The organism is Verrucomicrobium spinosum DSM 4136 = JCM 18804 (assembly GCF_000172155.1).
In the GTDB taxonomy this organism is placed as follows: Bacteria; Verrucomicrobiota; Verrucomicrobiia; order Verrucomicrobiales; family Verrucomicrobiaceae; genus Verrucomicrobium; species Verrucomicrobium spinosum.
Genome location: NZ_ABIZ01000001.1, coordinates 37,794 through 64,046, shown reverse-complemented (window position 1 = coordinate 64,046; position 26,253 = coordinate 37,794). Strand labels below are relative to the sequence as shown.

24 protein-coding genes are annotated in these 26,253 nt (G+C 62.2%); 14 read left to right on the top strand and 10 right to left on the bottom strand.

Going from position 1 to position 26,253, the window contains the following annotated elements; genetic code table 11:
- Positions 1 to 46 precede the first annotated feature (46 nt).
- From VSP_RS00275 to VSP_RS00265, 3 genes are all read right to left on the bottom strand, one after another.
- Entirely contained in the window at positions 47 to 1,495 is a 1,449-nt protein-coding gene (locus VSP_RS00275; protein ID WP_009957945.1) for a GAF domain-containing SpoIIE family protein phosphatase, read from the bottom strand.
- A gap of 77 nt (positions 1,496 to 1,572) precedes the next feature.
- A complete protein-coding gene (locus VSP_RS00270) occupies positions 1,573 to 2,106 on the bottom strand; it encodes an STAS domain-containing protein (RefSeq protein ID WP_009957944.1) in 534 nt (177 codons plus the stop codon).
- A gap of 250 nt (positions 2,107 to 2,356) precedes the next feature.
- A complete protein-coding gene (locus tag VSP_RS00265) occupies positions 2,357 to 2,854 on the bottom strand; it encodes a hypothetical protein (RefSeq protein WP_009957943.1) in 498 nt (165 codons plus the stop codon).
- A 225-nt stretch (positions 2,855 to 3,079) separates the two neighbouring features.
- On the opposite strand from VSP_RS00265, the gene VSP_RS00260 reads away from it, so the two are divergent.
- Positions 3,080 to 5,845 carry an ATP-dependent DNA ligase gene (locus VSP_RS00260; protein ID WP_009957942.1) on the top strand — a complete coding sequence of 922 codons (2,766 nt, stop codon included), beginning with the start codon at positions 3,080 to 3,082 and terminating at the stop codon, positions 5,843 to 5,845.
- A 98-nt stretch (positions 5,846 to 5,943) separates the two neighbouring features.
- Positions 5,944 to 7,221: an MFS transporter gene (locus VSP_RS00255; RefSeq protein ID WP_009957941.1), complete on the top strand. Its 1,278-nt coding sequence runs from the start codon at positions 5,944 to 5,946 to the stop codon at positions 7,219 to 7,221.
- Between the two features lie 69 nt (positions 7,222 to 7,290).
- Here VSP_RS00255 and VSP_RS00250 read toward each other — a convergent pair whose 3' ends face one another.
- Positions 7,291 to 8,724 carry an FAD-dependent oxidoreductase gene (locus tag VSP_RS00250; RefSeq protein WP_009957939.1) on the bottom strand — a complete coding sequence of 478 codons (1,434 nt, stop codon included), beginning with the start codon at positions 8,722 to 8,724 and terminating at the stop codon, positions 7,291 to 7,293.
- 127 nt (positions 8,725 to 8,851) lie between these two features.
- On the opposite strand from VSP_RS00250, the gene VSP_RS00245 reads away from it, so the two are divergent.
- Both VSP_RS00245 and VSP_RS00240 read left to right on the top strand, forming a co-directional pair.
- Entirely contained in the window at positions 8,852 to 9,661 is an 810-nt protein-coding gene (locus VSP_RS00245; protein WP_029190055.1) for an NYN domain-containing protein, read from the top strand.
- Positions 9,662 to 9,704: 43 nt separating this feature from the next.
- Entirely contained in the window at positions 9,705 to 10,727 is a 1,023-nt protein-coding gene (locus VSP_RS00240; protein WP_009957937.1) for a bile acid:sodium symporter family protein, read from the top strand.
- A gap of 271 nt (positions 10,728 to 10,998) precedes the next feature.
- Here VSP_RS00240 and VSP_RS00235 read toward each other — a convergent pair whose 3' ends face one another.
- The gene (locus VSP_RS00235; RefSeq protein WP_009957936.1) at positions 10,999 to 12,408 is read right to left on the bottom strand and encodes a hypothetical protein; all 1,410 of its coding nucleotides are present in this window, start codon (positions 12,406 to 12,408) and stop codon (positions 10,999 to 11,001) included.
- Positions 12,409 to 13,097: 689 nt separating this feature from the next.
- Here VSP_RS00235 and VSP_RS00230 point away from each other — a divergent pair.
- Entirely contained in the window at positions 13,098 to 14,147 is a 1,050-nt protein-coding gene (locus VSP_RS00230; RefSeq protein WP_009957935.1) for a LacI family DNA-binding transcriptional regulator, read from the top strand.
- A gap of 101 nt (positions 14,148 to 14,248) precedes the next feature.
- Here the strand turns inward: VSP_RS00230 and VSP_RS00225 are convergent, their stop codons facing one another.
- A complete protein-coding gene (locus tag VSP_RS00225; RefSeq protein ID WP_009957934.1) occupies positions 14,249 to 15,148 on the bottom strand; it encodes a hydroxypyruvate isomerase family protein in 900 nt (299 codons plus the stop codon).
- Positions 15,149 to 15,284: 136 nt separating this feature from the next.
- On the opposite strand from VSP_RS00225, the gene VSP_RS00220 reads away from it, so the two are divergent.
- The 9 genes from VSP_RS00220 to def all read left to right on the top strand — a co-directional run bounded on the left by VSP_RS00220 (position 15,285) and on the right by def (position 22,500).
- Positions 15,285 to 15,752 (top strand): MarR family winged helix-turn-helix transcriptional regulator, encoded by a 468-nt coding sequence (locus VSP_RS00220; RefSeq protein WP_029190052.1) that lies wholly within the window; start codon positions 15,285 to 15,287, stop codon positions 15,750 to 15,752.
- A gap of 197 nt (positions 15,753 to 15,949) precedes the next feature.
- Positions 15,950 to 16,669 carry a CPBP family intramembrane glutamic endopeptidase gene (locus tag VSP_RS00215; protein WP_009957931.1) on the top strand — a complete coding sequence of 240 codons (720 nt, stop codon included), beginning with the start codon at positions 15,950 to 15,952 and terminating at the stop codon, positions 16,667 to 16,669.
- A 23-nt stretch (positions 16,670 to 16,692) separates the two neighbouring features.
- The gene (locus VSP_RS38680) at positions 16,693 to 17,289 is read left to right on the top strand and encodes a DUF4339 domain-containing protein (protein WP_009957930.1); all 597 of its coding nucleotides are present in this window, start codon (positions 16,693 to 16,695) and stop codon (positions 17,287 to 17,289) included.
- A gap of 1 nt (position 17,290) precedes the next feature.
- Positions 17,291 to 18,190, top strand: a complete 900-nt coding sequence (locus tag VSP_RS00205; RefSeq protein WP_009957929.1) for a hypothetical protein — start codon at positions 17,291 to 17,293, stop codon at positions 18,188 to 18,190.
- A gap of 112 nt (positions 18,191 to 18,302) precedes the next feature.
- Positions 18,303 to 19,205 (top strand): DNA-3-methyladenine glycosylase family protein, encoded by a 903-nt coding sequence (locus VSP_RS00200; RefSeq protein ID WP_009957927.1) that lies wholly within the window; start codon positions 18,303 to 18,305, stop codon positions 19,203 to 19,205.
- 84 nt (positions 19,206 to 19,289) lie between these two features.
- Positions 19,290 to 20,549 carry a hypothetical protein gene (locus VSP_RS00195; protein ID WP_198141282.1) on the top strand — a complete coding sequence of 420 codons (1,260 nt, stop codon included), beginning with the start codon at positions 19,290 to 19,292 and terminating at the stop codon, positions 20,547 to 20,549.
- Between the two features lie 10 nt (positions 20,550 to 20,559).
- Complete coding sequence (locus tag VSP_RS00190; RefSeq protein WP_081452326.1) at positions 20,560 to 21,264, top strand: MotA/TolQ/ExbB proton channel family protein; 705 nt, start codon at positions 20,560 to 20,562, stop codon at positions 21,262 to 21,264.
- A 59-nt stretch (positions 21,265 to 21,323) separates the two neighbouring features.
- A complete protein-coding gene (locus VSP_RS00185; RefSeq protein ID WP_009957924.1) occupies positions 21,324 to 21,779 on the top strand; it encodes an ExbD/TolR family protein in 456 nt (151 codons plus the stop codon).
- A 142-nt stretch (positions 21,780 to 21,921) separates the two neighbouring features.
- Positions 21,922 to 22,500 carry a peptide deformylase gene (gene def / locus VSP_RS00180; RefSeq protein WP_009957923.1) on the top strand — a complete coding sequence of 193 codons (579 nt, stop codon included), beginning with the start codon at positions 21,922 to 21,924 and terminating at the stop codon, positions 22,498 to 22,500.
- 379 nt (positions 22,501 to 22,879) lie between these two features.
- Here def and VSP_RS00175 read toward each other — a convergent pair whose 3' ends face one another.
- The 4 genes from VSP_RS00175 to VSP_RS00160 all read right to left on the bottom strand — a co-directional run bounded on the left by VSP_RS00175 (position 22,880) and on the right by VSP_RS00160 (position 26,209).
- Positions 22,880 to 23,860, bottom strand: a complete 981-nt coding sequence (locus tag VSP_RS00175; protein WP_009957922.1) for a sll0787 family AIR synthase-like protein — start codon at positions 23,858 to 23,860, stop codon at positions 22,880 to 22,882.
- Between the two features lie 98 nt (positions 23,861 to 23,958).
- Complete coding sequence (locus tag VSP_RS00170; protein ID WP_009957921.1) at positions 23,959 to 24,525, bottom strand: MSMEG_0567/Sll0786 family nitrogen starvation N-acetyltransferase; 567 nt, start codon at positions 24,523 to 24,525, stop codon at positions 23,959 to 23,961.
- A 63-nt stretch (positions 24,526 to 24,588) separates the two neighbouring features.
- Entirely contained in the window at positions 24,589 to 25,881 is a 1,293-nt protein-coding gene (locus VSP_RS00165) for an MSMEG_0569 family flavin-dependent oxidoreductase (protein WP_009957920.1), read from the bottom strand.
- A 52-nt stretch (positions 25,882 to 25,933) separates the two neighbouring features.
- Positions 25,934 to 26,209: an MSMEG_0570 family nitrogen starvation response protein gene (locus tag VSP_RS00160; RefSeq protein WP_009957919.1), complete on the bottom strand. Its 276-nt coding sequence runs from the start codon at positions 26,207 to 26,209 to the stop codon at positions 25,934 to 25,936.
- Positions 26,210 to 26,253: the final 44 nt, after the last annotated feature.

Here is a 26,253-nt window from a genome sequence, read left to right as displayed (position 1 = left end):
GCACGCCTGACACGTACCGTGACACCCATGCGCCTGTGGGGCCCGGCTACTTCCTCGCCACCGTCACGATGGTGATGTCATCCGCCTGAGGCTCGCCGCCTTTGAAGCGGTTCACGGTGTCACAGAGCAGATTGACCACGGCCTGGGGGCCATCGGGAGCGGCTTCCGCCAGCGTTTCCTTGATGCGCTCCACCCCAAACAGCAGGCCTTTGTGATCGGTGGCCTCATCCACCCCGTCTGTGTAGAGGAGGAGGATGTCTCCACTCTCCATGGCGATGGAGACGTCACGGGTGATGCGGTCAAAGACCTCCCCTTTGTCCACGCCAACGGCGAGTCCCGGTGCCTTGATCTCGTCCACCTGACCGGTGGCCTTGCGCCAGACGAGCGGGTTGGTATGACCAGCCCGGGCAAAGGAGACGCTCGCGCCGTCCTTTTGCAGGACCAGGTAGCCCACCGTGATGAACATGTCCTCGCGGATGTCCGGAAACAGGTTCCGGTTCACCGCAGAAAGCACCGCTGTAGGGCTGAAGGTCTCGCGGGCATTGGAGCGCAGCACGCTGCGGCACATGGCCGTGATCAGCGACGCCGGGATCCCCTTGCCACAGACATCAGCAATGGCCACGCCCAGATGGGTCTGGCTCACCGGCACATAGTCAAAGTAGTCGCCACTCACCATGCGCGCCGGCACGTTCCGTGCAGCAATGGAAAAGCCCGGCATCTCCGGTGCCTTCTCTGGGAGCAGAATGCTCTGAATCTCCCGCGCATTGCTGAGCTCAGCTTCGAGCTGCCGTTTCGCCCCCGCCTCATGGTGGGCCTGGGCGTTGCCAAGGGTGAATCCCACCTGCTCCGCCAGGGCGATGAACATCTCCAGCTGATGCTGGGAGAAAGGCTGGGTGCGATCCGAAGCCACCGCAAGGACGCCCAGTGGACGTCCACCATGACGCAGGGGGGCCATGAGAGCCGCCACATGCTGCTGGAAGGGATTGGTCTCGCCATCGAACTTCTCGTGGTGCCGTAAATCGGGGACATTCTCCGCCTTTTGCGACAGCACCACATTGCCCAAAACGCCCTCTCCTGGTGCCACGCTGTGCAGACGGAGGTAGCTGGGAAGGGTGCCGGCGTTCGTCTTCGCCTGGGTCACGATGCGCTCTGGGAGGGCAATCAGAGCAGGGCACTCCTTCGTGTAGTGCCGCGGCACCAGCGAAAGCCCTTTGTCATCCAGCAAGTAAAGGGCGGCCCCTTCTGACTCGACCACCTTCACGGCCCCTTCGGCAATCTGACGATGCAGCGTGGTGTCGGGCTGCCCCTGCAGAATGGAGTCTCCCAAGATGTGCAGGACCTCGAACACCCGGCGGCGGCGGGAAGCTCGTTCCCGGTCGCCTTGGAGAAACTGCATCCGCAGCCGTCGCTCCCGCTGCCAGGAGCGGAAGAGGGCGTAGCTCCCTGCCGCTCCAGCCAAGAAGAAGATGACAGCGGCGATCCAACCGGAACTCATGCTGGGAGACAGGCTAGCGCAGGAACGCCGCCTGGGAAAGCAACTTTAGAAAATGTTCCCTCGGGTAATGAAGGGGATCAGGCCACAGCGACGGCACGAGACCGGACCTCTTTTTCAAGGAACTCGATCACATCCTTGAACCGGCTGGCATTGGCCTCATTGGCCTTGGTAAGGGCCTCATGAGCCTCAAGCACGTGCTCGGCCTGTTCCACCTTGTCAGGGGAGACGTTTTCACCGCACTTGCCCAGTTCATCACACACTTGCTTCCGCTCATTTTTGTGGCGGGAGCCGTCGTTGTCCACGTCGAGAATGTGATCAAGTCCGAGGCTGCTCAGCAGCTGGCGGTTGCGGGCGTTTGCGTTGAGGATGCATACTTCACCATCTCCAATTTCACGGAGATTGAGTGCGGCACCGGTAAGGGTCCCCAGAAAGGTGCTGTCCATGATGGGGCATCGCTCCAGGTCCACGACAAAATGGCGGGTGCCTTTTTCAATCATGGTCTGGAAGCAACGCTTCACCTGCACGCTGTTCTGGAATGAGCCCTTGCCATCCACGCGCATCCAAAAGAGGTTGCCAATGTTTCCAACAAGAATGGGGGCGGGCGATGTCATGACGACGGAGAGGAGTCTGGAAGATAAAAATGCTAACCTCCAACTACGAGCGACCGCGGGCAATGACGGCATGCTCCACCCGTTTCAAGCGGGAAGAGTAGTGACATCGCATGGCGGACACGGGCACGAGGGGGTTTAGAAGTGCAAAAAGTGTTTTCGAATCTAATCTATGTTACGCGTCTGTCACGCAGTCGGGTGATAAACGCAAAAAAGCGCGTGCTCATTCCAGCACGCGCCATCAGGGGGAGCCTTACTCCCAGAGATATGAATTGTAACTCGTGAGCACTTGTGAACCACGAACGATGCTGGCACGCCACGCGGTCACGGGTCCGTTGCTCACATAATCATCACCGATGAAGGAAAACTTGGTGACGTTGTTACGGCCAATCTCAGCCACATCCTGCTCCACCTTCTTGATGGTCAGGCCGGTGGCTTTCTGGCGGTACTCAAGACGCACCACCACAGGCTGGCTGCGGTCTTCCACCGTCCAGAAGATGGTGAAGTAGTCCCCCTGGCGGGCAATGCGCTCCTCTTGGGAGATGGCACCGTGAAGGATGGAGTCCTTCTCAAAGTTGATCGAGGGGTCCGCCGCCACCACACGGGCGTTGACGTCCTTCAAATGGTAGGGGTTTACCTTGGTTATGGTGGCCCCATTGCCCACCGACTTGGTGCTGCACGAAGCAAGAAGCAAACCGAGACCTGCCGCAAGGATGATGCGGGAGTGGGAGATGAGGCTGGGCAAACTCATATGCGCGGGACGATAGGTAGCGCCATGGGATATGTCAACGACGTGCGAGGGAAAAGAACTTCAAAATTCAAACGTCACCTTGGCTAGCGAATCTAAGGCCCCGTCCTTTCAAGACGTGGTCGGTTTCCACGGCGTGGGGTGCCTCCACTGTCTTTTTGAACATTATGTCTGGCCGAGACACCAAGATTGCGCGATGAGAGTGTAGCCAGTTGTCGAACGAACTCCGTGTCGCCCTCCTCCCCACGCCCCATTGCCCTGCAACACACCGGTGGCATCTACCTGCCGGACCTGGACCTCTGGCTGGATCCCCCCCGGCCGGTCGGTAGGGCCTTTGTTTCGCACGCGCACAGTGATCACTTCGCCCGCCACGAGTTCACGCTCTGCTCGCCGGTGACCCATGCGATCATCGACAAGCGCTATGGAGCGATCACGGCGGGAGCCAGCCTGGCCCCGGCCTACGGAGAGGCGGTGTTTGAAAGAGGCCATGAACTCCGCCTGCTGCCCGCTGGCCACATCCTGGGCTCAGCCATGCTGCACGTCACCCGTCAGGAAGACGGTGCCACGCTGCTTTACACTGGGGACTACAAGCTCCGGCACGGCCGGACGGCCGAGCCTGCCGAACTCCGGCCAGCGCACACATTGATCATGGAGACCACCTTTGGCCTGCCTATGTATGTCTTCCCGCCGCAGGAGCAGGTGCTGTCAGACATCATCCAATGGGCACGGGAGACCTTGGAGGATCAGGGCATCCCGGTGCTGCTGGGCTACTCCCTGGGCAAAGCACAGGAAGTGCTCTCTGCCTTCCATGGAGCGGGCCTGCCGGTGATGCTTCACCCTTCGATTGTGAAGATGACCGCTGCCTGCGCCCCGTTTTTCCCGGACTTCCCGCCTTATGAAAAGTTCGATCCCGCAACCGCGACGGGGCATGTGCTGATCATGCCGCCCAGCGCGGCGCGGTCCCAGGCCATCCGCAAGCTGCGGGTGTGCCGCACGGCCATGCTGAGCGGCTGGGCGCTCACACCGGGCGCAAAATACCGCTACCAGGTGGATGAAGTCTTCCCCCTGAGCGACCACGCCGACTACCCGGAACTGCTCAAAACGGTGGAAGAGGTGCAACCCCGTCAAGTGTACACCGTCCACGGCTATACCAGTGAATTCGCCCGCGATCTGCGCGAACGCGGCTGGGAGGCGTGGTCTCTGGTGAGCGAGGACCAGTTGGAGCTCACACTGCCTGGCACTGCGGCCAGCACAGACGCTGAGTCTTCGCCAGCAACGCTCGAGGACGCCGGGGAGGAGATCACAGCACCCCCTGACTCCTTTGCCGCGTGGGTGCAGACCTGTGAGCGGGTCGCGGCAGACGGCTCCCGCCTGAAAAAACGTGCTCATCTGGCCGGGTACCTGAAACAGCAGACGGGCGGAAACCTTCCGCGGGCGGTGCGCTGGTTCTCCGCCCAGCTGGAGGACCCCGTGCTCCAACTTCCTCCCTTGCAAACAGGATGGTCGGTCATCCGGCGTGCCCTCCTCGAACTGAGCGGCCTGAGAGAGGCGGAGTACCGGGTGATCTCCCGCTCCCAGGCAGACACCGGCCGCACAGCCCGTCTGGTGCTGGACCGGGCCCTGGCAGCGGGCAGGTTGTTTCCATCGTCCCACGCTCCTGCCGCGGAGATCGCCAGCCTGTTTGACCGGCTGCGCAGTGCTCACGGCCCGGTGGAAAAGACCACGGCGCTGAAAGACGGCCTCGCCAAGCTGCCCCCTCTGGAGGGCAGCTACGTGGTCCGCCTGCTGACGGGCGAACTCCGGGTGGGTACACGGGAAGGCCTGGTGGAGGAAGCCATTGCCACCGCCTTTGAGGAGCAACCCGACCAGGTGCGGGAGGCGGCGATGCTCTGCGGAGACCTGGGACGGGCGGCAGATCTGGCCGCCCGCCATGAGCTGGACTCCGCCCAGCCAGAACTGTTCATCCCCGTGAAAGTCATGCTGGCGAGCCCCGAGGAGACGGCCAGTGACATCTGGAACCGGCTCACCACCCGTGACGAGGCGGACGAGCAGAGACCCGCCCCCGCCCACCCCACGGTGTGGCTGGAGGACAAGTTCGACGGCATCCGAGCCCAGCTGCACCGCTCCGCAGGACGCGTGGAGATCTACTCCCGCGACCTCAAACGGATCACTGAACAGTTTCCAGAGATCACCACCGCCGCGGGCGAGCTCAAAGATGAAGTGATGCTCGACGGCGAGATCGTCGCTTACGCCGAGGATCGCAAGCTGTCCTTCTTCGACCTCCAGAAACGTCTGGGCCGCCGCGACCAGGGAGACCTGTTCATTTCCTCAAGCATCACCGTGCGGTACGTGGTGTTTGACCTCATCTGGCAGAACGGGGCCGGGCTTCTGCATGAACCGCTGGAGGAGCGAAGGGAGAAGCTGGAGAAACTCGCCCTGCCGCCCCTCCTGAAGCGCATCGCCGTGGCGGAGGCCGCCTCTGAGACGGAGGTGGAGGCAGCATTTCATGCCGCCCGACGCAACGGCAATGAGGGACTGATTGCCAAAGACCGCCACAGTTCGTACTCCCCCGGCCGGCGGGGCAAGTCCTGGCTGAAGCTGAAGAAGGCCTTCTCCACCCTGGATGTGGTGGTGGTCAAGGCGGAGCAGGGCCACGGCAAGCGCAGCCATGTGCTGAGCGACTACACCTTTGCCGTGCGGGACGAGCACAGCGGCGCCCTCAAGGTGATCGGCAAGGCCTACTCCGGCCTCTCGGATGGGGAGATCGAGGAACTAACCGAACACTTCACCGAGCACACCCTCAGCCAGCGCGGCAGCGTGCGCACCGTCACCCCCAACATCGTGCTGGAGATCGCCTTCGACTCCATCCAGGCCAGCCAGCGCCACGACAGCGGCCTGGCCCTGCGCTTCCCCCGCATCAAGGCCATCCGCCGCGACAAGGGGGTGGATGAGATCGACACGCTAACCTATGCGCGGAAGCTGGCGGGGAAGTAGGGTCGGATTTCAAGACCTGACCGTAGGGACGCGATGTAGAATGGACCAAGCGAAGCACGTACTTTCGCTGAGTCACGTTCCTTTCACCGCCCTTGACCATGCCCGACGCCCCTTCCTCGACTCGCACCGTTGACTCCTCTACCGCAGTGGCTTCGTCCTCAACCCCTGTCCGCATCGGGGTCTTCGCGGCCTGGGGCAATGTGGTGCTAGCCTCCTTGCTGATGCTCGCCACGCTGCCAGGCCGGACCCAGGGTCTGGGGTTGATCACCGAGCCGCTCCTCAAAGATCTGGGGCTGGACCGGATCACGTACGCGAACATCAACCTGTGGGCGACGCTGCTGGGCTCCGCCTTCTGCCTTCCGGCGGGCTGGCTCATTGACCGGTGCGGTCTGCGCTGGACCACGGCAGCCATCCTGCTGCTCCTGGCGGGGGTGGTGTGGCAGATGAGCGTGCTGGCCGGTGGTGTGACGGTCTTGTTCATCCTCGTCCTGCTGACCCGCGCCCTTGGCCAAAGCGCGTTGTCCGTCGCGAGCATCAGCACGGTGGGCAAGAGCTTTGGGCTCAAAGCGGAATGGGCCATGGCCGTGTTCTCGGTGCTGCTGAGCATCTTCTTCATCGCCGCGTTTGTCTGGGTGGGTGGCGTGGTGGAGTCCCGCGGCTGGCGGGCGGCCTGGGGTCAACTGGTCCCGGGACTTCTGGTGACAGCGGGCGCGGTGGTGTTCCTGCTCCGCGAACCCGCCACCAGTGCTGGCAGGATGGACACAGCCACCCCTGCCGATGGACTCACCCTGGGACAGGCGTTGCGCAGCCAGACCTTTTGGGTCTTTGCCGGGGCCACCGCGTTGTTCGGGCTGGTATCATCCGGATTCGGACTCTTCAATGAGTCGATCCTGGCGGAGCGTGGGTTCGATCAAAAAACCTTCCACGACACGCTCGCCATCACGACCCTGTTTGCCCTGCTGGGGCAGATGCTCTGCGGATGGCTCTCTCTGCGGAGAAGGTTGGCCCGGCTGCTGGCGGTGGCGCTGCTTCTCTATGCAGGCGGTCTGAGCGCCCTGCCCCTCATGACCACGCTGAACCAGCTCTGGGCCTTCGCCGCCATCTTTGGCGTGGCGGCCGGTTTCATCACCGTCATCTTCTTTGCCATCTGGGGTCGTGCTTTCGGACGGGCCCATCTCGGTCGCATTCAGGGGGCCGCGCAGATGCTCACCGTCTTCGCCTCCGCCATCGGGCCGCTCGTCTTTGCCCGGAGTCACGCTGCGGTTGGCTCCTATGTCCCACTCCTCTTTTCTCTCGCGCCGCTGCTCCTGCTCGTCGCCGGGATCGCCTGGTTCACCCGGCTGCCAGGTGAAACGCCCACGTCATCTCCCGCATGAACGGGTTCCAACGAGACCGTTGCCGTTGAACTCTGGCGCGACGCCTGTGTCCAGCCGCGATCGTGAGGGCTAAGCCGCCTGACCAGCGCGGATTTTCTCCAGCACCGGCGAGGCCTCCTTCCAGTCCACATGGTGGGGGAGAACCTTCGTCCGGGCGGCGAGAGCTGCCACCACGCCTGCGGCCTCGCCCATGGCCACGGAGTTGCCCGTGACCCGATAGCTGGCGTGGGCGATGAAATCCCCGCTGATGCAGCGGCCGGCCATCATGAGGCCGTCCACGTCCTTGGCAATCAGGGCCCGCAGAGGAATGTCATACGGCTTGGTCTTGACCCCGGCATTGTGATAGGCGGCTTTTTCATTGGCTTCCTTGCTCACCGCGTGGATGTCCACATTGAAGGACGCCCGCATGACGCCGTCCTCCTGTTTCCGTCCTTCGATGAGGTCTTCCTTGGTCAGGACATAGCGCCCGGTGATGCGCCGACCGTCGCGCACCCCAATCTGCTCGGCGGTTGCGACGAGCTGCAATCCATCCCATGGACCACCCAGCTTGCGCAAGCCGCGCACCACCCGGTGAATCTCCGCCCGCGCCCGGAAGGTGGCTTCCGTGACAGCGGCAGCATCATACGCCAGGATGCCGTACTCGTGATTGATCATCAGATTGAAGAGCCGGTCCCTTACCTGGAAGAGCGAAGGTGTGCCATAGGTGGCCTTCAATCCAGCCTGGGCAAGGGCCTCACGGAAGTTTGCCACCGGCTCCTTTCTCCAGGAAGCCTGCCCGCCGAAGTGGGAGGCAAAGGGTCGCATGGCCTGGGGATCCACCGCCATGACCATGGCCATCATCGTCAGCGGCTGGCAGGGGCACTGCTTGCTCTCCCCCACCTCCCAGGAGCAACCTGCCAAAGCCCCGAGATCCCCGTCGCCGGTGGTGTCGATGAAGACCCGGGCCCGCCACGCCTGGCGGCCAGCCTTGGACTCCGTGATCACAGTGGTGACACGGTTGTCCCCGTCCTTCTGCGCGGCCACCACCCGGGTGAAGAGCTGCACCTTCACGCCGGCGGTGAGACACAGCTCCTCCAGCAGGAGTTTCATCTCCTCCGGATCATAGAAATAACTTGAGGCATTGTTGGGCAGATGGGAGCCGCGCTCGGCCAGGCGGGTCACGAGTTCACGGTTGAACCCCGGCTTGTCCGCATCCAGCACATAACTGAGCAGCCCCGCGGTCCAGACCCCGCCCAGGCAGCCATGCACCTCCAGCAGCCGCACCCGCGCACCAGCCCGGGCCGCGGTGAGGGCCGCGGTGACCCCGGCAGGCCCACCCCCACAGACGATCACATCCACGTCATCCACCAGAGGAACGGTCCGGGCGGTTTCCTGCACCCGTCCTGCGGCAGGGGCGGGTGCAGTGGATTCCGCAGCACTGACCACCCCGGTGACCGCAGCCGCGACAGTGCCCAGAGCGCCGCGCAGCAGCGAGCGGCGGTTCACGTCTCCGGCTGAAAGCATGGAAGAGGAAGAATCGGTCATGCGGACCCTACGCACCCGGCTGCGGACTTCTCGCAAGGACCTCCCCCCAGTCCGATTCCCCCTGCATCCGGTCAGATCCTGTGTTAGGCTCACCAAACACATCCTCATGATCCCTCCAAACAACAACGCCACGATGGCGGTTTACCTCGATCTCGAGAACATCGTCCTCGGCGCCCAGGAGGCGCGTTATCCCAAGGTGGACATCCAGAAAATCATGGAGCGTCTGCTGCTCAAGGGCCACATCGTGACCAAAAAAGCCTACTGCGACTGGGAGCGGTACAAGGACTTCAAACGACCCCTGCATGAGGCTGCCTATGAGCTCATTGAGATCCCACACGTGCGCCAGTCCGGCAAGAACTCGGCCGACATCCGCATGGTGGTGGATGCGCTCGACCTCTGCTACACCAAGGGTCATGTGGACACCTTTGTGATCATCAGCGGGGACTCTGACTTCTCCCCCCTGGTGAGCAAACTGCGGGAGAATGCCAAAACCGTCATCGGCATGGGGGTGAAGAACTCCACCTCGAATCTCTTCATCACCAACTGCGACGAGTTCATCTACTATGATGACCTGGTGCGGAAGGAGCAGAGCCGCGCCTCCCGCAGCACCAAGGACAAGGACGCCAAGGATACCACCAAGGAAAAGGCCCCCGTGGTCAAGAAGCTGGATCCTGCTGACGCCATCCGCCGGGTGGCTGAGACGCTGGAGGCGCTGACTGAGGACCGGGATGCGGATGATCCGGTCTGGGGATCGATGATCAAACAGGCCCTGAAGCGCCGCGATCCGGGCTTCAACGAGCGTGCGTTTGGCTTCAAATCATTCAATGCCCTGCTGGAGGACGGACAAAAGCGCGGAGTGCTTACGCTGGAGGCGCATGAGAAATCAGGGGGATACCTGGTGAAAGCGAAGGGTTGAATCCCAAGGGACGGACCTTCAAATTGCGCGTCCCCGCCCACCCATGTCCCACGACGCCACTCCCTTCCCGCCGCCGCCGAAGCCCACCATCGCCTGGTGGCGTACACACGGCTTTCTGCTGGGGCTGGGAGTGGCCGTCCTGCTGGGGTTTGTTCTTCCAGCCCCGGGAGCCCGGGGCGGCGTGCTGCATGCCGGGCTGGTGACCAACTTTGGGATTGCTCTGATCCTCTTTCTACAGGGCCTGTCCCTGGCACTGGAGCAGATCCGCAGCGGAGCCGCCAACTGGCGGCTCCATCTGGTCATTCAGGGCTTCACCTTCGTGGTGTTTCCGGTGGTGGGCGTGGTGATGAACTGGGCCAGCCCCTGGTACTGGCCAGACTGTCCGCAGGCGATCCGGGATGGTTTCCTCTATCTCTGCGTGCTGCCCTCCACCATCTCCTCCTCGGTCGTGCTCACTGCCGTGGCGGGTGGCAACACTCCAGGAGCCCTGTTTAATGCGGCATTCTCCAACATTCTGGGTGTGATGGTGACCCCGCTGCTGGTCCATTTGCTGATGCAGAAGACCGGCCAGTCTGCGCCCTTCCTGCCTCTGCTGATGAAGATCATGCTGCTGACACTGCTGCCCTTCGGCCTGGGCATGGCGCTCCGCCCGTTTTTGAAACTCTGGGTGGATGAACAGAAGGTGGGGGTGGCGCGCATCAGCAACTTTGTCATCCTGTTCATCGTCTATGCGGCCTTCTGCGACTCGGTGGTGGATCGCGTCTGGGAACGCCACGGCTGGGGTCTGACGGTAGGCGCGTGTCTGGAGACGACAGCCCTGTTCACCCTTGTCTCGATATTGACATGGATGAGCTGCAAAGCTCTCCGCCTCGCTCGCCCAGACCTGATCGCCGCCTACTTCTGCTCCGTGAAGAAGACCCTGGCCATGGGCGTGCCGCTGGCGATCTTGATCTTCGGCGAGCGGGAAGATTTGCCTCTGATTCTGCTGCCGGTGATGTTGTACCATCCGCTGCAGTTGCTGGCCAACGGCGTGCTGGCGAGCTACTGGGCGAAGAAAGCGGCGTAGGAACAGGCGGTCCTGCGTCCCTCCGGGACGCAGGGTAATTCCATGAACTGCAACCGGTGGTTGCCACCACCGGCTAATGTCCATGGTCCTTCCAGGACCCAGATTCCCTCCTTTGGGAGTAAAATGAGCCCGGCCACGCCCGGCGTCTTTGTCCCGGAGGGACGGCGGAATGTAGCCGGTGGTGAAGGCCTGTAATCAGGCCGGGAACCACCGGATCAACGTCTCCCCAACGTTGCGTCCCGGAGGGACGCCGGAACGGGCGCATTCCCCCTCACAACCCCTTCAACACCTGCACGGCTTTTTCCTCGAACTTCTGCTGCCACTCCGGTGCCACGAGGGCATCGCAATCCTCCTGGGCGAACCCTGGATTGTTCCGCTGCTCCGCAGTAGCGGCATAATAGATGTAGCCGTTCGTGTACCCTGCCACAAACGCCCTCGGATCTCCGGCGGCCTTTTTAATGTTGAGTCCCACCTCCACGGTGAGCTCCCCGGGAAAGGTGACGAGTTTGAAATCGCCCACCCGCAGGCCCGCAATCTCGACGTCCAGTGCCGGTGAGCCCGCTGCCTGGTTCTGGGCCAGGTGTTTTTTGAGCAGCGCCAGATTGGCGGAAAGCCGGGTGAGCTGCTCCATGACCTGGATGTTGGCGAGATACGCCTCCACCTGGGCCTTGTTGTCCGCATCCAGACGCTCCAGGTCCCTCCGGCCCAGGGCACGATCATGGAAATAACTCTGTGAATAATGGGAGGGAAAGTCCGGCGACAGCTTCTGCCCGATGAGCAGCGGCACAAAGGTCTTGAAGCTGATGTTGGTGGGCTGGAGCGACCGGAGCAGCGTGTTCTGGAGCGCCTCGATCCGGGCGATGCGCTGCTCCAAGTCCACGCCACGGGGCAGGCTCAGGGTCTGGCTGCCCACCTTGAGATTGCCGTCCGCCACGGGCTTGATCTTGTGCAACGCCTCAATCACGCTGCCCCCCAGCATTGTGCCCAGGGGGGCGGCATCCGGCGGGCGGTTGATTTCCTTGTACCTCACCGGGTTGATATCGCCTCCGCAACCCTGCACAAAGAAAGCCAGCGCCCCGCCCCCCAGGCTGTCCTCGATCACCTTCGACGCATAGGCCGGATAGTCGGCGGAATTGCCCTTGCTGGGCGGGTTCATGATGGGATGGCAGGCGAAGTTGTAGAGGACCGCCAGCGGCCTCCCGTCCAGGCGGTCAAGACGCAGCAGGCCGATCTGGGGATCAATGGGGCCGACCCCGGCCACGTCCTCATCCCGCGGCATCGAATACGCTCGGCGCATGTCCGTCGTGGTGCCGTCCTTCAGCTTCAAACGCCGGTTCTCACTGACCCGATCCTCGTGGCCAGACCCGGCACCTGCCAGCACTGGAGCCAGGCTGGCGTGAGCCTCTTTCACCGCCTGCACCACCAACTGGGCGGTGTCTGCCCGCACGATCCCATGACAGTGGCTGGCGTTGATCAGCACCCCCTCGGGGGCAATGCCCAATTCCTTCTGCAATTGCGCCCTCACGGTGCCGAGGAAACCCTTGCCGATGCGACCGATCTCCCCGATGGCCACCGCATCCACCGTGATCAACACGGCCGTGGTCCCGCCATTCTGCAACACCAGAGCCTTCGCATAGAGAGGATCATTGACCGGGCCGGCAGTGACATCGGTGATGTCCATCCTGGCAATCCCAGCCCTGAGGTCCGATGCTTGAAGCGCCTGACAGGCCAGCAAAGGCATCAGAAGGACAATCGCAAAACCTAAGACCGCGGGAAAGGGGGAACGCTTCACACCCAATCTACGCTTCCCCCTTTGAGATCAAGCATCCCCACTGGGAAGTGATGGCAAAACCACCGAAAACCGTCATGGAAGTACCTGGCCCAGCTACGCGGGAGACACGAGCGAGGACATCGTTTCGCGACTGGATGCACCGACGCCAAGGGCGTCATACAAATTAGCCCAGGGTCAGGCGAGGCACGAGCCGCCACCCTGGGTGCATGGGCAGGCGCACCAGAACTCCGAAGTGAGTTCTACAGAGCCTTGCCGCATCCCTGAGGTGTCCACCACATGAAGGACGGTCATTTCCGGGTGATCTGGACGGTTTGTTGAACTCCCTTGGAGTTCCATCGCCACCGCGAGCTACCCCGGGGTGGCGACCGCTTCGCGGTCTGACCCCGGGCGTCTATTTTGTATCACGCCTTTGGCGTGAGGGTTCCGCCAAGATGCACAAGTGCTCCTATCAAGACCTGGACTCTCACTCAGCTCAACCTGATCCGGATGCAGGATGCGAGACTGTCCCCCGCACACTCCCACCACCTCGTGGCATCTCTCCTGCTACTTGGGAAAAGCGTTCCCATCAGGCTGCCACGATGCTCGACGCCCGGATTCGCATGGAGGATGTCGCCCGGGCGGCCGGGGTGTCTGTCGCCACCGTCTCCCGGGCGCTGAAGGATGACAGCCGCATCTCTCCGACGGTGAGGGAGGCCGTGAAGGCCGTGGCGGTGCGGATGGGCTATGTGCCCAATCCACTGGTGCAGAGCCTCATGAGCCAGCGACGCACCGGCCGGGAGGGCCAGGCGGCGGAGACCATTGCGCTGGTGACGAACTATCCCCACGACGCCTGGCCGCAGAAGGATGTGTGCCGGTGGTATTTCAAAGGGATCGAAGAGCGGGCCCTCCAGCTCGGGTATCGCGTGGAGGTGTTCTCTCTGGAGGCCCTGCATCATGATCCCGACCGGCTGGGCCGGGTCCTGCGCGCCCGCGGCATCCGGGCGGCCGTGCTCGGCTTTTCGCGGGACGAGGAACATCCCGTAGCGCTGGACGTGAGCGGCCTGAGCGTGGTGGGCTTGAGCACCTACTTCCGCGATCTCCCGGTGGACCGGGTGCACCTGAACGGGTTCTACAACATCAAGCTCGCCTGCCGTCACCTCCGAAGCCTGGGCTACCGCCGGCCCGGGCTGGTGGTGCCCGTGGCCAACAACCAGATCGTGGGCGGCCAGTGGTCTGCCGCGGCGCTGGATGAGCAGTGGCAGCGACCAACGGCAGAGCGCTGTCCGCCGTTCCTCATGGAGGGGCAGCAGGTGAACATGCAGGCCTTTCGCAACTGGTTCGAAGAACATCAGCCCGACGCCCTCATCGCCTACAAGGTGCCGGTGGTGGAGCTGCTGGACCGCCTGCGGCTGCGCGTGCCCCAGGACGTGGGGGTGGCCGCCCTCTATGGTACCGAGCAGGACCGCCGCAACATGGCGGGGATCGATGGCAACCTGGAACAGGTGGGCGCAGCGGCCGTGGACCTGCTGGTGCAGAAGCTGCAAGTCAACGAACGCGGCCTGCCCGGCCAGCTTCGCGAGGTCTTGATCGCGGGAAGCTGGCAGGACGGGCCCAGTGTAGACAGGATTAACAAGATTTTGAAAGATTAACAGGATGGAATGCCAACGATGGCATTACCTCGAACCCATTGAAGTTTGGATTTTGAAGTTTGAACTTTTATATTCCTCTGTGGTTAATCCCTAACCCTCATCTACACGTCGCAAATCCCCACCGCCTGGCGCAGTGAGCCCAGAGCATCCGGGCGCGCGGGAATGAACTCCTGGGCCACGTGGCCTTTGTAGCCGGTGTCCACGATGGCCTTCATGATGGCGGGATAATAGAGTTCCTGCGTCTCATCGATCTCATGACGTCCGGGCACGCCGCCGGTGTGATAGTGGGCGAAGTACTGGTTGTCCCGCTTGATGGTGGCGATGACGTCCCCCTCCATGATCTGCATGTGGTAGATGTCATAGAGCAGCTTGAAGTTGTCAGAACCGGTGCGCTTGCACAGTTCCACACCCCAGGCACTCTTGTCGCACATGTAGTCCTTGTGGTTCACCTTGCTGTTGAGCAGCTCCATCACCAGGGTGATGCCGTGCTTCTCTGCGATGGGCAGCACTTTCTTCAGGCCTTCTGCACAATTTTTGAGACCCGTTTCCTCATCCATGCCACGACGGTTCCCTGAGAAGCAGATCACGTGTTTCGCCCCGAACTCAGCGCTGGCCTTGATGTGGGGTTCATAGATCTGCACGAGCAGATCATGATACTCCGGGTTGTTAAAGGCATGTTCAATGCTGCCGACCTTCACATCGCCGGGCCCCTTCGTGAAAGGAAAGCTGATCATCGCACTGGTCAGACCATGCGCCTTGAGCGTGGCGAAATCTGCCGGATCCACCAGATCGATGGAGGTCAGGCCCATCTCTTTGCCAGCGCGGCAGAGTTCATCCAACGGCACCTTGGGGTAGCACCATTTGCAAGCAGAGTGGTTGATCCGGCCCTTCAGGCCGCTGGCCTGGTCGGCAGCTTCAAGGCGGTGCTGGAGGGAGGCGGCCACAGTGGCGAAGGTGCCAGCCTCCAGAAAACGGCGGCGTGAGAAAGAAGATTGCGACATGCGGAACATGCTACGTGGCCCTCCCAAGTTTGCCAAGTTTTGCCCACTTCCCGCCCTCCAGTTGAAAATTATCCAAAGCCGCCGGGGTGGTCAGCTCCGATCTGTTGTCGTAGGCAACTATCATCTTCGCAATCTCATGGACTCCTCACCCCAGGACTGCGCGGCAGATCTCCTCGAAGTCGTCCCTCTCATCATGAGGGGTGTTCGAGCTGAAGTCCGCCGTGACCGAACCCCCGAACTGTCGATGCCCCAATTCAGGGCATTGTCCTTCGTGGGGCGTCACGAGGGCAGCACCCTCACCGAGGTAGCGCAGTTTCTCGGCCTCACTCTCCCGACCGCCTCCAAGATGATGGACGGCCTGGTGGATGCGGGCTACGTGCAACGCGCTCCCGACCGTCGTGACCGACGAAAGATCAAACTGCATCTGAGTACCGAGGGCCAGCAGATCCACGAGGCGATCCTGCTCCAGGCGCGGGAGTTTCTCGCCAGCCGGCTACAGCATCTCGATCCCCATGTCCTGGCCGACATTCGCACCTCGCTTCGGGTCCTTCGCGCCGTGTTCGAGCCCGTTTCGGGGCCGCGTGAGGCGGTCGGGGCCGCGTGAGCGCAGGGTCATTCCCCGACCAATCAGACCTGGGCCGCACGAAATTTGCGGTATGGGATTGCAGATTGATCCGTGCCAGGCATGACGTTAGATTTTGACGCATGCTCGTGCCCCATGGTCATGGCCAATCCCCCCAGTGCTGCCAGTATTGCGGCCAGCCGCTCCAACCCCGCTTTTACTTCTGCACCGCGTGCGCCATGCCGCATACCGATGTGGAGGCCGTGCTGCCCGAGGTGCGTCCGGCCCAGTGGGATGATGAAACTCGTGTGAGGAAACTGGCACCGGAAGTGTGGCGGCTGTTTTCCGCCTATGTGGGAGCTCTTCTGGGGGCGACCCTTCTGGGATTTCTCATTCACCCGGCCGATGACGGAGGGGTGCCAGGCCTGATCATTGGGCTGCTGTCAGTGGCCGTAGTCTCGACGGTATTTGGCTGGCTTCATCGCGACGTCCTCCGCCCTCAGTTCGGCGGGCTGGGCCTCTTCTCCCCCATCATGGTCAAGGGGCTGATAGGGCTGGCGGGCCTGCTGCTGGTCAACCTGCTGTGGCATGGCGCGCTCTGGAACCTGGCCTCCGAAGAGCTGCGCGAGGACATGTACAAGGATGTGACCGGGCTGGTGCCGATGGTTGCCGCCCGGGTGTTCCTCATCTGTGTGATGCCGGCCATCTTCGAAGAGATCGGCTTCCGCGGCCTCGTGCAGACTTGGCTGATGCGGGTGATCGGCCCTTGGAAAGCCGTGGCCCTTTCAGCCGCCCTTTTCAGTGCGATCCACTTTTCTGTCCTGAGCTCACCCTATCTGTTTTTGGTCGGTGCCCTGCTGGCCTGGACGCGATGGAAGAGCGGCTTGCTTTTTCCAGGGATTCTCCTGCATTTCTTGCATAACCTTGCAGTCTTGTGGTATGAAGGCCTGCTAACGTAACCATCCCATCAAATAACCCCCTTATGGACGACGGCGGCGAAGTAATCTTTCAGCTCATCATGCTCTGCGTATTCGGTGGTGTCAGTGCTGCCGTGGCGAACTCCAAGGGCCGCAGCGGCGTGGGCTGGTTCTTTGGCGGATTCTTCCTGGGGTGCATCGGTCTGGTCATCATCCTCTGCCTGCCCAACTTGCGGGAGCAGCAGGAGGCCACGCGGATCCAGGAGGACATGAACCGCCGCCTGCGGGAGCAGCTCCGTCAGGAGCAGATGAAAGTGGATGCCCTGCGCGCCCACACGGCAGCACGCCTGGATGCCCATGATGCGGCCCTGAAGATGGATACACGGGCGACTGCTCCCGCGCTCCTGTCATCCTCCCCTCCACGCCCCCATCTTGGAGGCCCTCCCCATCACCGCCCCCCAGCGCTGGAGGAAACCCGGCCGATCTGGTTCTATCTCGACCAAAGTTCCTCCCAACAAGGCCCAGTGACGCTCGCCAGGCTCAAGGAAGAAACCTCCATCGGCGCGATTCATCAGGACACGCTGGTGTGGCGCGAAGGCATGGCCGACTGGACAGCCGCCCAGCAGACCCCCGAGTTGCAACCGCTCTTCAAAGTCTCCTGATATGGCGGCAAGCGGCACTTACACTCTCGACGGTCTGCTTCAAGGCCCCAATCCTGGGGACGAAGCAGTGGAAAGCTGGGTCCAGCAGGCGGCCAAGTCTGGCCTGGACTTCAGCCTGGAACTGGACGGCGCGCAATTCTCCCTGCTGGCCAGCAATGCAGAAAAAAAGACCTCCCGCCTCGTGGGTGGAGATCTGCAGTCCGTGATGACGACCGCGCTGGAGGCGTTCTCCGCGCTCTATGGCGGCTCCCCTGCCCCTCTCTACTCCACCCTGAGATCCCGTGAGTCCCGCGGTGGAGCAGAGATCCAGACGCTTTATTTCATCCAGCCAGACGGCAAGGTGTCGGTCCAGTCACGGAAGATCGGGACCGAGGCCCCCCCACCCCCGCCCGGCGCAGCAGCGTCCAAGCCCAAGCGTCACCTCCTGCTGCAAGGATGCGGCCTGCTGGCGCTGCTGACCCTTCTGGGGCTTGTTTCCCTGTTTCTGGTGGACTGGAAGGAGCTCTTTCATCGTACCAAGGTGATGGTGCAGCCCTCCCAGGGTGTGGAGCTGGAGTCCTCCGCCACCGCGGACTACGTCAGCATCACCATCAGTTCCGTGAGACAACTGGATGGCTACGTGGAGCTGGAGATCAAGCGGGGTCCCCGCTGGGCGGAAGCGAAGGCGACCGACCTCAACGAGCCCGTGCCCCAGTCGGGCACTCTCCCCTGGCGCGAATTTCTTGCTCTCCAGGCCGTGAAGCGCGGTTACGTGTACTGCTGCTTCTATGACGAGCGCGGTGTGTACACCGGTGAATCCATGCTCCCCCTGGACCAGCTCAACCAGCAGGAATCCTTCCTGGGCCAGACCGCGATCCCCCGCACCCGCGCCATGCTGAAGAAGCTGGTGGTGAAACCTTGAGGCCTGCGCCCAATCGGGAGCGCAGTGGAAAATTCCCGGCGTTCTCACGTTTGCTTGTGAACTCCGCCCTGAACGGGGTGTCACAGATCTCACCACCGAACAGCCTCTTCCTTTGCCCAGGTCATCCCCCGCACCCCGCTCAGTTCCAGCCAGGAACTGCCTCCCCGTCGCCAGCTTCGACCTCGCCGCCACGCTGAACAGCGGGCAGGTGTTCCACTGGCATGAGCAGGATGGGGGCTTCTTGGGATTGATCGGTGGAGAACTCGTGACCGTCTCCCAGCCGGAGCCGGGGATGCTGCACGTTTCTGCGGGGCACGGGGACCTGGTCAGCCGGTATCTTGCGCTCGATCATGATCTGATGAAGATGCAGCGCACGCTGCCAAAGCGGGACGCCCACCTGAAACGGGCGCTCCAGTACTCGCCCGGGCTGCGAATATTGCGCCAGCCGCGGTGGGAATGTCTGGCCACCTTCATCACCTCCTCGCTCAAACAAGTGGCCCACATCCGCCAGATTTCCCTGACGCTGAGGGAGCGTTTTGGCCAGCCCGTCGCGACACTGAACGGGAAAGTTTTGCACACCTATCCCACCCCTGAGGCTCTGGCCCGGGCCGGGGAGGCAGCGCTCCGTGCCTGCGGATTGGGTTACCGGGCAAAGTTTCTGCACCAGACCGCCAGCCGCATTGCAGAGGGAAACTTCGACCTGGAAACCCCTGTGGCAGTCGATGACGAGGCAGCCTGCGAGCTGCTCTGCACCCTGCCCGGAGTGGGCCCCAAGATCGCCCAATGCACCCTTCTCTTTGCCTACGAGCGTCTGGGCGTCTTCCCCATCGATGTATGGATCGAGCGCGCGCTGAGGGAGTTGTACTTTGCCGGGACGGCGGAAAATGTGTCCGCCCGGGAGTTGCGAGAGTTTGCCAAGACGCACTTTGGGCCCTATCGGGGCTATGCTCAGCAATGGCTTTTTCACCACGCACGTACGAGCGGGACGTTCTCTCGGTTGCGTAAAGTGGTTTGATTCTTGCAGAAGCGCTGTCAATAATCTGCTGTGGTCTACCAGGAAACCAAAGCCGTCAGGATTGGCATTGTCGGTTCGCTGACGATGCATCTCCTGCTATTTCTGTTTGCGGCGCTATGGATGAGCATGGCACCCGCCCGTGAAGCCATGCTGGCTGACAGGGCCCAGGCCCCCGTTGAGGAGGAGACGCTTATCTTCCCGGACGACGTCCCTCCAGAGGTGACTGCGGAGCTGGAACCAGAGCCGGAGCCGGAGCCGGCCCCCACCCCTGAGCTGGAAAAGACGCCGCCGAAGCAGCAGTACGTCCGGACCACGCAAAACACAGAGAGCCCTGAGGCTCCCGCCAATGCCGCCTTCATGTCCGACCGGAACACGGTGGCGTCCTCCAAGCTGCTTCCAGAAAAAAATGGCGAGCCCGGCCGCCCCACGACCCGCGGCATGGATGAGCCGACCTTGGAACTGGCCAACCGGGAATACAAAGATGGCGAGATCAAGAACGACGCCGGCACCTCCATGAGCGGGATTCCCACCCTGCCGGCAGTGACGCTGGTGCCGCCATCCACCCCCAAGGCCCCCTCCCCGGCCGTTGCAGCGGTGCCCCCTCCTCCCGTGCCAGTGCAGGCCGTTCCTGAAGTGAAGCCAGCAGCCACGCCGCCAGCCCGTCTGGATCCGGTCATGACCTCTCCCTCCCTGGATGAGCCCCGGCTATCCCTGCCGGACATCGCCATGAAGGTGGATTCCCGCTCCGAGCAGATGGTGCGTGAGCTCGAGGCGCAGCTCCGCAAGGCAGACGCGGTGGACACCCCGCCACCTGCCCCCCGGACGCCCACCACCGCACTGGAAATGCGGACGCCATTGGACGGTGCCCAGCCCGGCATCCCCCAGCCCCCCCTTCCTGAAGGTGCCTCCCCCAGCGACCGGTCCCCGCTGGTTCCGCCCGTACCAAAGTCTGAACTGGGAGCCTTCACCCCCCAGACCCGTACTAGCGCGACCAAGGGCACCATCAGCAATATCGGCTCGGAAGACTCCGTGGCGGCAGCGGCCACTCCGGTGGGGCGCTACATGCGCCAGGTGACAAGCGCCGTGGAGAAGAAGTGGCATTTTTACCGCAGCCGGGAAGCCGATGCGGTGGAGCCCGGACGTCTCAGCTTGAAGTTCTACGTCAACAAATATGGCAAGGTGGAGGACTTGAAATTCACCATGAAAGATGCCAATCCCTTGATGGAAGATTTCACCATTGAGGCCATCCTCAAGGCTGAAATTCCCCCTATCCCCCTGGACCTGGTTCCCATCCTGGACAGAGAGCGCCTGGAGATCAACTACGACATCGTCATCCATCCCTAATCACCTGCCCATGTTCGAACCTGTCTGCCTTGCCGTCCTTAGTAATGGATTAACGCACATCTGGAACTTCCTCGTGGGAGGAGGACAGGTGATGATCCTGATCGTGCTATGCTCGATCATTTCTGCGACGGTGATCATCATGAAGGCACTCCAGCTGCGGGACAGCATCCTGTTCCCCGCACATATTGAAGAGGAGATCCGCAAGATTGAACGCTATGCCACCACTGGAGACATCACCCCGCTCCAGAACATGCTGGAGGAAGACGGCAGCGTAGCCGCCCAGCTCGGCATCATCGCCATTTCCGGCAAACACGAAACGCGTGAGGAAAACAATGAGGCGTGCGAAACCGCCGCCCACGTGATCCTGCACAGGCTGGAAACAGGCGTACCGCTCCTGGAAGTCATCGTGACGGTCTCCCCGCTGCTCGGCCTGCTTGGCGCGGTGGTGGGCCTCGTGACGGTGTTCTCCACCTTCGGCACAGGCAATGTCGTACCCGACGCCGACACCCAGCAGGTGGCCAAGGGGATCGCCGAGGCGCTCCACAGCACCATCGCCGGCCTCTTGGTGGCCATCCCGACCGTCATCGCCCACGGCTACTTCAGCCGCAAGCTGGACGCCATCTCCGTGCGCATGGAGCTCATCCTCCGCCGCGCCATTCACGACTTCCACCGCCACTTCGAAGTGCGTCGCTCCCCGCTGGCTGGCCGCTATTGAGCCCTCCGCCCCTCCTTGCTAGAGAAAGAGACGAGAAGCGCTGAAGCCGCCCTCCCCGCATGAACATCCGCCGCAAAAAACGCACCACGCCCCAGATCCCCATCGTGGCTCTGGTGGACATCCTTGTGATCGTGCTGCTCTTCATCGTGGCGACCACGACGTTCCGTGAGCAGCGGACGCAGATGAAGATCAACCTGCCTACTTCCAAGACACTGGGCACCAGCGCCCCCTCCAAGGAAAAGCGGACCACCCTGGCCATCACACCAGAACGCAAAATCCTGCTCGATGGGACTGAAGTCACCGCTGACAAACTCGCCGAAGCGCTTGCCGCCCTGCGTGAGCGGGATCCCAAGGCCAAGTTGGAACTTCAGGCCGACAAGGAAACTCCGCTTGGACTCCTCGTCCGGGTGTGGGATTCTCTGAAATCCGCCGGCATTCCCATCAACGACGTGCCGGCCCGCATCCAGCGTGGCATGGTTGCCCCCGCAGCCTCTGCCGCCACGGTGGCCCCGTGATCCAGCTCCCATTCCAGGCCTGACACCCCGCTTTTGCGGAGTCCAGTTCACCGGATCTTGCCTGCGGATCGCCCTTCCGGCGGTCCGCAAGCGTTTCCAAAGTAAACAGACCCCAGTTAAATCTTCATACCCGTCATCATTCATGATCCTGCCCATTGTCATCTACGGCGACCCCGTTCTTCGCGTGAAGTGCAAGCCCATCACCGAAGTCACCGAGGAAATCCGGAAGCTGTCGCAGGACATGATTGAGACCATGCACAACGCCCGCGGCGTGGGTCTGGCTGCCCCGCAGGTCGGCATCGCCCTACAGCTCGCCGTGATAGAAGTGCCGCCAGATGACGAGTCCGTGACCTACGTCCGCCTCAATGGCGAGGACACCCCGCTGGCTGAAGCCATGCCGCTGATCTTCCTGAATCCCAAGCTGGATCACGGGAAAGAGAAAGCCATGGGGGAGGAAGGCTGCCTGAGCATTCCAGATCTGCGCAGCGAAGTCCGTCGCTCCGCCGGGGTGAAAGTGGAGTACCAGACGCTCGACGGAGAGACCCGGACCATCGAAGCGGACGGTCTCCTGGCCCGTGCACTGCAACACGAGATCGACCACCTCAACGGCATTCTCTTCATCGACCGTCTCTCCGCCGCCGCCAAGCTGGGCGTGCGCCGCAAGCTGAAGCGCCTGATGTTGGAGTGGGAAGAAGATGGATTGATCCCGTCGAAACGGTAGTTCGGTAAAACGGTGATTCAGTAATTCGGTAATTCGGTAATTCGGTAGGACAGTAAACCCGTGGGACGGGGAGAAAATTGGGGGCAGTTCGTAGTTCGTGGCTGGGTTCGTGAGAACCTGATCAGGCCGCTCGCCACCCAAGATCCGCTACTCACCCCACAGGGCCGCGCCACTCTCCGCACTTTCACGAGTGCAGCTACGAGCTGCGGCTGCACGGCCAAAGAGAGTCAGTCGTGGCTGGGTTCGTGAGAACCTGGTCAGGCCGCTCGTCACCCAGGATCCGCCGCTCACCCCACAGGGCCTCGCCACCCTCCGCACTTTCACAAGTGCAGCTACGAGCTTCAGCGGCGTGCCCAAAGAGCCTCAGTGGCTCAACTCCTCACAGAGCAGCCGCCGCGATGGAAGGTGATGGCTCCATCTCTGCGAAGGGCACACGCTGGTCACCCCAGGCCAGTTCAAGGAGTTTTCCGCTTGTGATGTTCCCCACCGGGGCGCAGGCGATGCCGCTTCCCGCGAACACCTGGCACACCTCATCCACGTTCTCCGGTGCGGCCGTCAGCAAATAGCCATAGCTAGGAAACGACAAGAGCCAGCGGCTGAGTTCAACATCCACCCCCTGCGGCTTGGGCAGTTGGTCCAACTGCAACACCGCTCCGGCCGCCGAAGTGGCCAGCAACATGGCCAGCGTACCCAGGACACCTCCGTTGCTGATATCCTTGCCTGCGGTGAGCAGCCCGGCCTCCGCAAGGCGAGGCAACAGCTTCAAATCCGTCTGCAACCGCTCCGGGGGCGAGCCCACGCTGGCATTCCAGAAAACAGTGCCCTCTCCACGATAAGCTCCGCGCAAGTCCACGGCCATCAACAGGGTGTCTCCCGGTCTGGCGTCGAAGCTCGTAATCAGCTTTTTCGCGCGGCCCACCACGGCTACAGCCAGCAGGGGAGTGCGCCCCTTGCCAAATCGCGTGGTGTGACCGCCGACAATAGGTACCCCGTACGCAGCAGACGCCGCCTGCATGCCGGCCCAAAGCTCCGAGGTCACGGGGGAGGACTCCTCGGTCCAGACCACATCCACAAGCGCGGTGGGAGTGCCGCCCATGGCGGCAATGTCGCTGAGGTTCACCATCACTGCGCTGTACCCGGCGAACCAGGGGTCGAATTCGATGAAACCTTCCATCATGCCCTCGGCCGCAAAGAGCAGGAAGCCGTCGCCATCTGGAATCGCAGCCGTGTCATCACCCACCGCGATCTTTTGAGCCACCCCCAGAGCAGGGGAATAGGCGGCGGCGATCTTGAGCTTCTCCGCCACATTCGGATGCTCGCGCAGGCTCAGGGCCAGAGATTCAAGCTGGTCGGGGGTCATGGTAAAGGCAGGAGGAAGGACGACACGCTCAAAAGGAAACGGAACTGAGGCCGCAGCCCAGCGTGTCATTCGCCCAGTCTCAAATCGGCACCTGCAGCTCAGGCCACCAGCTCTGCCGGAGGGTAGTGACCCAGTTCTGCCTCCATGTGGGCATGCACGCGCCCGTGCAGCACCCGTTCCTCCAGCTTGAGCCAGTGCAGGCGCTGAAAGAATCGCGCATTCTGTTCCTGCACGTTCGCCAGAAAGCGGTCACACCCAATGGCGTTGGCCGTGGACACCGCTTTGTAGATGAGGCCCGCCCCGAGCGCTCCAAAACCACGGTGCACCGGCTGATGATTCCGCACGCTCACCCCCGGGCTCATCTCCGTGAGGCGACGATGGGCCTTGTGCACACACAACCGACTCCCGTACCAGAGGCGGGGCTCGCGTTCATCGATCCGCACCGTGCCCACCACCTCATCCACCATGCCAGCCACCAGGGTGGCGCAGATGAGGGGAATGGCGTGGGCGTCCACCTCATCGCGATCATGCTCCACAAAGACACCCTGTTCTTCGCAGAAAACATCCCGTCTCAGATTCCAGTAGCCCTGTAGCTCCTGGGGAGTCGAGGCGATCTTGAACACAAAATCCCGGGGTTTATACTCTGGAAAAGGCTCAAAGAGCATGGCTCAAAAGGGGTGGAAGGTCTGTTGGGAAGTCTGCATAGGTTGTGCCAAGCGGGTGGACCATCACGAACCGAGGGCCAGTTCGTTGAGCTTGCGACCGGCCAGAGACTTGGTCGTGTTGTGCCGGGCCTCGACACAATCCGCGAGGAACCGGGCATCATCCGCCACCCCAGAGAACCGGCCGGAGCCCCAGGTGTGCTGCCAGGGCAGACCTAGGAAATAAACACCAGGGACGTCGGTCACGCCCCGCTGGTGGCTCGGGTAGCCCTTGCCGTCGAACACCGGGATCTCCAGCCAGCGGTAGTCTGTCTGGAAACCCATGCTCCAGATGATGGAACGGATGCCCGAGGCGGCGAAGTCGAGATCCGGCGACTCTGCGGGCGGCTGCCAGACCGGAACGTAGCGCTCCTCCTGCGGAACATCGATGCCACGTGAGGCGATGTACTTGTCGATCGTGTTCTTGATGCTGTCCGCCACGTTGTCAGCATTGTCGAGGTTCTGCTTCAAGTCGGTGCCGAACTTGAGCAGGCCCTGGCGCACCTCGAGCAGGCGGCCGTGCAGCTGCATGCCTTCCAGCGCGAACTTGCGCAGGTCGATGTCGCGACCGCCATCACGGCCCGTGACATAGTGGTTGGCCTTGGCCCGCACACGCTCCTTCAGCGGGTGCTCGTGCACCGGCAGGTTGTAGTAGCCCATCTCGTGCAGCCAGTCCACGACGTCCTTCCCGCGATAGCGCCGGGCAGTGCGGGGAGCGCCGCCCACGCAGAGATGCACTTTCCTTCCTTCGAGGTGCAGATCCTCTGCGATCTGGCAGCCAGACTGGCCGGTGCCAACCACCAGCACCGCCCCCTCCGGGAGGGCAGCGGGATTTTTGTAGTCGGAGGAGTGCATCTGCACGATGTCCTCGGGAAACTTCTCCGCCATCCGCGGGACCGTGGCGGTGTGGTAGCCGCCCGTGGCAATCACCACCTGCCCGGCGGTGAACTCACCCTCGCTGGTGCTTATTTCATAGATTCCAGTCTCATGGCGGCGCACCCGCTGCACGGTTACGCCCTCGCGCAGCGGGGGATTGAAGAGCTTCACATAATCCTCGATGTACTTGACGATCTCCTCCTTTTTCATGAAGCCGTTGGGATCGTCCCCAGAGTACTTGAACCCGGGCAGGGCGCATTGCCAGTTGGGCGTGACCAGGCAGAAGTTGTCCCATCGTTTGGAACGCCAGGCCTCGGCGAAGCGGTGTTTTTCAAAGATGAGGTGGTCGATGCCCCGTTCCTTGAGGCAGTAGCTCATGGAGAGGCCGGCCTGGCCTCCGCCAATGATGATGACGGGATAGTGATGGGTGGGCATGACGGACATGGCAGAAGGTAGGGATGCTCGGGCTCCTGGTTTCAGAGGCGGGGGAAAGGGGTCAGATGGAGAGGATGCGAACCGTTCCCTCCGGAGGCTGGTTCTTCGAGAAGTGCTCGATGTCGCTGATCTGGGCGGACGCGGAGGTGCAGTAGAATCCGAACTTGGCCCGCACCCGCTCCGACGCCTCCGTCAGCGCCTCGCGGCTCCGGGAGACAAACTCCGTGACCGTCATTTCCTCGCCCTTCTGAAAATAGGTGCGTACAACGGTGGAAGGGGAGTAGCACTCCCGGGTGACTCCATCGGGAAGCTGGATGGTGAAGTTGACGGAGGGCATGAAGAAAGAGGGATAAGGGAAAAGGGTGGAGGGAAGAGGGGGAG